Source organism: Parvibaculum sp., from assembly GCF_035511255.1.
Classification (GTDB): domain Bacteria; phylum Pseudomonadota; class Alphaproteobacteria; order Parvibaculales; family Parvibaculaceae; genus Parvibaculum.
In genome coordinates this window covers 1-7559 of the sequence record NZ_DATKFR010000225.1, presented here as the reverse complement: position 1 = coordinate 7559, position 7559 = coordinate 1, and the positions used below count along the sequence as shown (strand labels likewise).

Below are 7559 nucleotides of genomic sequence, written 5' to 3'. Positions count from 1 at the left end.
CTGAAGATCGGCAAGGAAGCGCTGCACGCCGAGGCCATCGAATGGGCGGCGACGCGCGGCAACCGGTCCGGCCGCACCGCCTGGCAGTTCATCCAGGATCTCGCGGGACGTCTCGGCCAGACGCTCGACTGAAACGTCTAGCCGCTGATGACGCCCGTCGGATCGACGGCTTTCGCGCCCTTGCGGATTTCGAAATGCACCTGCGGCGAGGTCACGCTTCCGGTGCTGCCCGACAGCGAAATGGTCTGGCCTTTCACCACCGTGTCGCCGCGCTTCACCAGCAGCTTGCTGTTATGCGCATAGGCGGTCATCCAGCCATTGGCGTGGCGCACGAGGAGCAGATTGCCGTAGCCCTTCAACTCGTTGCCGGCATAGGCGACGACGCCGCTCTGCGCTGCCTTCACGGGCGTACCGGCGGGAACGGCGATGTTGATGCCGTCATTGTGGAGCCCGTTTTCCTTGGGCCCGAAGTTCGAGAGAATCTTGCCCTGGGCCGGCCAGACGAAGTCGCCCGCCGGCGTCGGCGGCGCGGGCAGCGGCGCCTTGGGCTGCGTCGAGGCAATGACGGTCTTGCCGCCCGTTGTCGTGGTGGTCGTGGTTGGGTGCCGCGCCGGAGGCGGAACCGGACTCGTCTCGACGTCGCGCGAGGTCACTTGCGTATTGACCTTGGAGGGAAGCTGCAGCCGCTCGCCGAGCTTGATCGTATAGGGCGCCTGAATGTGGTTGGTGCTGGTCAGCGTCGCCATGTCGACGCCGTAGGTCCGCGAGATGCTGTAGACCGTGTCGCCCGGCCGGACGGTGTGATAGCGCGCATTCGGGATCGTCAGGCGCTGCCCCCTCTGCAAGGCATAGGGTGGCTGAAGATTGTTCGCGTCGATCAGCGAGCGGATCGGAATGTTCTGGTCGCGCGACACCTTGAAGAGCGTGTCGCCGGGCTGCACGACATAGGTGCCGCCGCGCCCCGGAGGTGAGATGGGCGTCGTCTCGACATAACGGTCGCTGCCGCCGCCGCTTTGGGAACGGCCCTGTCCGTCCTCCCACCAGGGTTTTTGCGTTGTACAGCCCGCGAGCAGCAGAACGGCCGTGACGAGACCGATGAGGCCCGTCGTCCTGCCCTTCGCACTGTGCAGCCGCATATTTCGCATGATCCCCGTTCGCCGCGTTCCGGCGCCCGCAATCGCGGGGCCTCGTGCCCCGTCTTCGGATTCTCCCGGCGTCAGGATTCCTTCGCCACGCCCTCGACCAGCGGGACGAATCGCACGGGCATGAGTTCTTCGCGCTTCACACCTTCCTCTGTCCGTTCGATCCGCACAAGATGCTGCTCGCCCCGCCCGCCCGGCGCGCCCACCGGCACGATCATCACGCCGCCGGGCTTCAACTGCTCGACGAGCTTGGGCGGCACGGAGGCCGCGGCCGCCGTCACGATGATTCGGTCGAAGGGCGCTTGCTCCGGCCAGCCTTCGCCGCCGTCGCCCGCCTTCGCCGTGATGTTGTGGAGGTGCAAATCCTCGAAGCGTTTGAGCGCGTCGCGCAGAAGGGTGCGGTAACGCTCGATCGTGTAGACGCGACGGCAGAGCTTCGACAGGATCGCGGCCTGATAGCCGGAGCCCGTGCCGACCTCCAGTACCTTCATGCGCTCGCCGACCTGCAACTGTTCGGTCATATAGGCGACGATGAAAGGCTGGCTGATCGTCTGCCCGCATTCGATGGGCAGCGCATGGTCCTCGTAGGCCTGCTTGCGGAACGAGGCGTTGATGAATTTCTCGCGCGGAATGCGCTCCAGCGCGTTCAACACGCGCTTGTCCCGAATGCCTTGCCGTCTCAGCGCCATGATGAGCTCGATCTTGCCCTGATCGATCTCATCCATGGGCGTTTCGTCGCTCATGGCTTACTCCGTGCCCGCTCAGAACTTTCCGAGCGCGGTGACGAGGGCGCTGCGCGTGCGCGCATGCGTGAGGTTCATGTGAAGCGGTGTGACCGAAATCATCCCGCTATAGATAGCATGAAGATCGGTGCCTTTGGGCGGATTGCTGAGAACCCGCTCGAAGCCGAGCCAGTAATAAGGGTTCGCGCGCGCGTCGATCCGCTCCTCGACGCGAACCAGCGACTGATCGCGCTTGCCCTGCGACGTCACCTCGACGCCCTTGACCGCGGTGTGGACGACGTCCGGGAAGTTGATATTGATCAGCACTTCTTCCGGCCAGCCCGCCTTCACGAGCTTGGCGATGATGCCCGGCGCGAAATGCTCGGCGGTCGCCCATTTGACCGTGCGGCTCTCGCCGAAGCCGAAGGCCTGGCTCAGCGCGATCGAGGGAATGCCGAGCTGCGTGCCCTCCATCGCCGCGGCGATGGTGCCCGAATAGGTGACATCGTCGGCGATGTTCTGGCCGCGATTGATGCCGGAGAGAATGAGGTCCGGCTGGCGGTCCTTGATGATATGGCGGACCGCCATCAGCACGCAGTCGGACGGCGTGCCCTTCACCGCGAATTTGCGCGGGCTCAACTGGCGGACGCGGATGGGGTTGGCGAGCGACAGCGAATGGGCCGAACCGCTTTGTTCTTCTTCCGGGGCCGCGATCCAGACGTCCTTCGAGAGCTTCTGCGCGATGCGCGTCAGCACCTGCAAGCCCGGCGCATGAATACCGTCGTCATTGGTGACGAGGATGCGAAGGCCGCCCGTCGGCTTTACGGGGGTTTTCTTTTTAGCCATTGGCGGCGATCACTTCCTGCCCGCCCATATAGGGCTGGAGCGCGGCGGGAATGGCGATGGAGCCATCCGCCTGCTGGTAATTTTCGAGAATGGCGACGAGCGTGCGGCCGACCGCGAGCCCTGAGCCGTTGAGCGTGTTGACGAAACGCGTGGTCTTGCTTCCCTCCGGCTTGTAGCGCGCCTGCATGCGTCGCGCCTGGAAGTCGCCGCAGACCGAACAGGAGGAGATTTCGCGGAACATGTTCTGCCCCGGCAGCCAGACCTCGATATCGTAGGTCTTGCGGGACGAGAAGCCCATGTCGCCTGTGCAGAGCGTGACGACGCGGTAATGAAGCTCCAGCGCCTTCAGCACGCCTTCGGCGCAGGCGAGCATGCGTTCGTGTTCCTCGTCCGCCTGTTCCGGCGTCGTGATCGAGACGAGCTCGACCTTCGAGAACTGGTGCTGGCGGATCAGCCCGCGCGTGTCGCGCCCCGCCGATCCGGCTTCCGCGCGGAAGCAGGGCGTCCAGGCGGTCAGCCGCATCGGCAGCTCGTCCTCGGAGAGGATCGACTCGCGCACGAGATTGGTCAGCGAGACCTCGGCGGTTGGGATCAGCCAGAACTTGTCCTGCTCCTCCCGGCTCAATCCCTTGAAGACCGCGAACTGGTCGTCGGCGAATTTCGGCAATTGCGCCGTGCCGAACATGGTGGAGTCCTTCACCAACAGCGGCGGGTTCACTTCCGTGTAGCCGAACTCGCCGGTGTGGAGGTCGAGCATGAAATTGCCGATGGCGCGCTCAAGACGTGCGAGCTGGCCCTTCAGGACCGAGAAGCGCGCGCCGGAGAGTTTGGCGGCCGTCTCGAAATCCATCAGGCCGAGCGCCTCGCCGAGGTCGAAATGCTCCTTCGGCGCGAAGTTCATCGCGCGGGGTGCGCCGTGGCGGCGATACTCAACATTGGCCGTCTCGTCCGGACCGACGGGAACGCTCTCATAGGGGATGTTCGGGATGGCGGCGAGTTCCGTGTCGAGCTCGGCGACGATCGCCCGCTCCTCTTCCTCGCCCGCCTGGATCTTCGCCTTCAGATGCGCCACCTCGTCGAGGAGCTTCTGGGCCAGCGCCTCGTCCTTCTTCGCCTTGGCCGCGCCGATCTGCTTCGAAGCGTCGTTGCGGGCGGCCTGCATCTCCTGCAGGGCGGCGATCGTCTTGCGGCGGCGCTCGTCGATCTCGATCAGCCGTTCGGCCTGGGGCGGCAGGCCGCGCTTGGCGAGCCCGGCGTCGAAAGCCTGCGGGTCGTCGCGGATGATCTTGATGTCGTGCATATGATCCGTCGCGGATTGGGGAGTTCGGGCGGGCTTCTGTATACGCGGAAGGGTTCCGAGCGTCCAGACGAGCCGGCCTCCCCACTTGCCCGGATCAGGCGCCGCCGGTTGCGCCGGCCTTGTCCGCCGCCTCGCCGGCGGTTTTCGCTTCCGCCGCGATCCGCTTGTTCCGCTCGACGAGCTTCACCGCGCCGATGGAGAAGACATAAAGAAGTACCGTCGGCACCCCGAGGCTTACCTGACTGAGGAGGTCGGGCGGCGTCAGCACGGCGGCGACCGCGAAGGAGATGACGATGGCGTAGCGCCAGCCCGCGATGAGCTGCTTCGATGTGACGAGGCCGACGCGGGCCAGCAGCGTCAGGATGACCGGAAGCTGGAAGCAGGCGCCGAAGGCGAGGATGAGGCTCATGATGAGGCCCAGATACTCGCTGACGCGGGGCAGAAGTTCGATCGCCGCCTTACCCTCGCCGCCCGCCTGCTGCATGCTCATGAAGAAATGGAGCGCCATGGGCATGACGACGAAATAGACCAGCGCCGAGCCGATCAGGAAGAGGATCGGCGTCGCGATCAGGAACGGCAGGAAGGCGCCGCGCTCGTTCTTGTAGAGGCCCGGCGCGACGAACATGTAGACCTGAACTGCGATCACCGGAAAGGCCAGGAAGATCGCGCCGAACATGGCGAGCTTCATCTGGGTGAAAAAGAACTCCTGCGGAGCCGTATAGATGAACTTCACGGCCGTGCCGCCCGCCGCGATCTCGTAGGGCCGGACGAGGACGTTGAAGATGTATTTGGCGAAGCTGAAGCAGATGCCGAAGCCGATGGCGACCGCGATCACCGATTTGATGAGCCGCGAGCGCAGCTCGATCAGGTGCTCCATCAGCGGCGCGCGCGAGGATTCGATGTCGTCGTCATTCATGCTTGGGCTCATGCCTGGCCCGTCCCGGATTTGACCTCGGGCTGGCCCGGTAACGGCGCCGGTTCGCCGAATTTCTCGATCTCCCCGGCCTCGCGGATCGCCTCGACCATGTCGGGAGACAGGTCGTCGGGCAGCGTCCGATCGGTCGGCCCCGCGCCTGCCAGCTCGTCCTTGGTGGAAACGGCAGCGGGTGTATTGGGCATCTCGACCGATTTCTGCATGTCGGTCAGCGGGCGCATCGCCTCGCCCCGCAGCTCGGCCACCTGCTTGCGCAATTCCTCCAACTCGCTTTCGCGAGCCAGGTCCTCAAAGGATTGCTGAAATTCGCGGGCCATCGCGCGCATCTTGCCGACATAGCGGCCGGCGGTGCGCATCACGCGCGGCAAATCCTTCGGCCCGATGAACACGAGCGCCAGCACCGCGACCAGCAGCAGTTCGGACCAGCCGATGTCAAACATGAGGATACCCGGAATGCCTCAACGGGTTCAGCCGTTCGCGGCCTTGTCCTTGGTCTGGGATCCGGCTTCCTGCGTCGCCGAGCCTTCGATGATCTTCGGGTCGGGCTTGCGCGCCGGCTGATCGTCGTCGTCGTCCGCGAGGCCCTTCTTGAAGCTCTTGATCCCCTTGGCCACGTCGCCCATCAGATCGGAGATCTTGCCCGTTCCGAACAGCAGCACGATCAACGCGACGACGACGATAATATGAGTCCAACTCAGCATCTATCTCTCCCCGGATGGGTGGCCCTCGCCGAAAAGGGTCGGCAGGCCGCAGGCAACCTAGCACTGATGCTCCGAATATGGGCTTTTCGCGCGTGCATTGCGACTGTCTCTGCGTCGCTCCGCCGGATTATCTCAATCGCACGAACTGGATGAGCTGAAGCCGACAGCGTATTAATTTGAAACGGTATTCGCCCGCATACTCATGTAAAGCATGAGCCGCAGTCCAGTGAATTCGCCTTAATCCGGCTCTTCCTCGCTCGCCACCTGTTCGAGGTGGTCGTCGAGCGCCGCACCATATTCCTCGGCCTGCGGATCCTCGAACTCGCCGTCGCCCTCGCCGCCGGTATCGCTCGGGCTCGGAATGTCGAAGCCCGGCGGCAGGCGCCCATCGAGCAGGCCGGCGGCCTTGAGTTCGTCGAGGCCCGGCAGGTCGCCGACATTCTCCAGCCCGAAATGCAGCAGGAAATCTTCCGTGGTGCCGTAGGTCACCGGGCGGCCGGGGGTGCGCTTGCGGCCGCGCAGCCGCACCCAACCCGTTTCCATCAGTACGTCGATCGTGCCCTTGGACACCGTTACGCCGCGGATTTCCTCGATCTCGGCGCGCGTCACCGGTTGGTGATAGGCGACGATCGCCAGCGTCTCCATGGCCGCGCGCGACAGCTTCCTCTGCTCGACCGCCGTGCGCTCCATCAGAAAAGACAGATCGCCCGCCGTGCGGAACATCCATTTATTGGCGACACGGATCAGGTTTACGCCGCGTGTCTCATACAGCTTCTGAAGGTCCTCGATGACCGCGCCCACGTCGGTGCCCGTCGGCAGCCGGGCCGCGAGGCTGTCGATGTCGAGCGGTTCGGCGGCGGCAAAGAGCAGTGCCTCGGCCATGCGCATCAGTTGGGCATGGTCGGTCGCATTGACCGGGAAGCTGAGGACGTTCTCGTCGGCCTCACCCTCCGCGGCGGCCGAGGTGTCACCCTCTTCCTCACCGGTGTCGTTCTCACCCTCGCCAGACTCGTCCTCATCCTCACCGGACTCGTCCTCACCCTCACCAGACTCGTCCTCATCCTCACCGGACTCGTCCTCACCCTCACCGTCCAGATAGTCCTCGTCCGGCTCCCGGTCGTCGGGACGCGCGTCGTCCCCGGCCTCGATCGCGGCGTCGACGGGTTCGGTTTCTTCGGATTCGGGTCGCGTTTCTTCTGTCATTCGCTTGTCTGTTCGTCGCCCGGTTCCACCGGGGGCGTGGTGGCGGATTCGTCCGCCTTCTTGCGCCGCACGAAAAGCGGCTGATAGGCGCTCGCCTGGCGGAGCTCGATTTCGCCGTCCTTGGCAAGGACCAGCGCCGCGCTAAGCGTGCTCGCCAGCGCCGAACGGCGAAGCTCGGAACTCATATACTCGACCGGTAGATAGGCGTCGATGCGGCCCCAGTCGAACATCATGCCCAGCATCTGCTCGAGGCGCTTGCGGGCCACCTCGATCGCCATGATCGGCAGGCGCTTGGGCTCCCATTTCGTCTCGTGGCCCTTGAGGCGCTGATCTGAATAGGCCTTCAGAAGTTCGTAGAGAGTTCCCGTGTACTGGCTTGTCTTGACAACGCGAATACCTTCAGGTGCCCCACGCTGGAAGACATGGAGGCCGAGACGCTGGCGCGCGAAAAGCGTCTGCGAGGCCTTGCGCATGCCTTCGAGGCGCAGAAGTTGGAAAGCAAGCCGCGCCGCCATCTCGGCGCCGCTCGGTCCCTCTTCCTCATCCGGCGGCGGCAGCAGCAGGCGCGACTTCAGATAGGCCAGCCAGGCCGCCATGACCAGATAGTCGGCGGCGAGGTCGAGCTCCATCCGGTGGGCGCGGTTGATGAAGTCGAGATATTGCTCGGCAAGCTTCAGGATCGAGATGCGGGTGAGATCGACCTTCTGGTTG

At 64.5% G+C, this 7559-nt stretch carries 10 protein-coding genes; 1 reads left to right on the top strand and 9 read right to left on the bottom strand.

The features are described from left to right. On the top strand, positions 1-132 hold a 132-nt coding region (locus tag VMR03_RS08810), incomplete at its 5' end, for a DUF815 domain-containing protein (protein ID WP_325404299.1). Between the two features lie 5 nt (positions 133-137). On the opposite strand, the gene VMR03_RS08805 is transcribed toward VMR03_RS08810, so the two are convergent. The 9 genes from VMR03_RS08805 to VMR03_RS08765 all read right to left on the bottom strand — a co-directional run. Next, on the bottom strand, positions 138-1136 hold the full coding sequence (locus VMR03_RS08805) for a M23 family metallopeptidase (protein WP_325404295.1): 999 nt from the start codon (positions 1134-1136) through the stop codon (positions 138-140). Positions 1137-1216: 80 nt separating this feature from the next. Continuing rightward, complete coding sequence (locus VMR03_RS08800) at positions 1217-1885, bottom strand: protein-L-isoaspartate(D-aspartate) O-methyltransferase (RefSeq protein WP_325404293.1); 669 nt, start codon at positions 1883-1885, stop codon at positions 1217-1219. A gap of 18 nt (positions 1886-1903) precedes the next feature. After that, positions 1904-2710 carry a 5'/3'-nucleotidase SurE gene (gene surE, locus VMR03_RS08795; protein WP_325404291.1) on the bottom strand — a complete coding sequence of 269 codons (807 nt, stop codon included), beginning with the start codon at positions 2708-2710 and terminating at the stop codon, positions 1904-1906. Continuing rightward, positions 2703-4010 (bottom strand): serine--tRNA ligase, encoded by a 1308-nt coding sequence (serS, locus tag VMR03_RS08790; RefSeq protein WP_325404289.1) that lies wholly within the window; start codon positions 4008-4010, stop codon positions 2703-2705. The genes surE and serS overlap by 8 nt, the downstream gene beginning before the upstream one ends. Before the next feature lie 94 nt (positions 4011-4104). After that, complete coding sequence (gene tatC, locus VMR03_RS08785) at positions 4105-4926, bottom strand: twin-arginine translocase subunit TatC (protein ID WP_325404287.1); 822 nt, start codon at positions 4924-4926, stop codon at positions 4105-4107. 8 nt (positions 4927-4934) lie between these two features. After that, complete coding sequence (gene tatB / locus VMR03_RS08780) at positions 4935-5384, bottom strand: Sec-independent protein translocase protein TatB (RefSeq protein ID WP_325404285.1); 450 nt, start codon at positions 5382-5384, stop codon at positions 4935-4937. Between the two features lie 27 nt (positions 5385-5411). Then, positions 5412-5645: a twin-arginine translocase TatA/TatE family subunit gene (locus tag VMR03_RS08775; protein WP_325404283.1), complete on the bottom strand. Its 234-nt coding sequence runs from the start codon at positions 5643-5645 to the stop codon at positions 5412-5414. Positions 5646-5882: 237 nt separating this feature from the next. Next, a complete protein-coding gene (gene scpB / locus VMR03_RS08770; protein WP_414693163.1) occupies positions 5883-6740 on the bottom strand; it encodes an SMC-Scp complex subunit ScpB in 858 nt (285 codons plus the stop codon). A gap of 104 nt (positions 6741-6844) precedes the next feature. Continuing rightward, positions 6845-7559: ScpA family protein (locus tag VMR03_RS08765; protein ID WP_325404281.1), on the bottom strand; the 715-nt coding region annotated here is incomplete at its 5' end.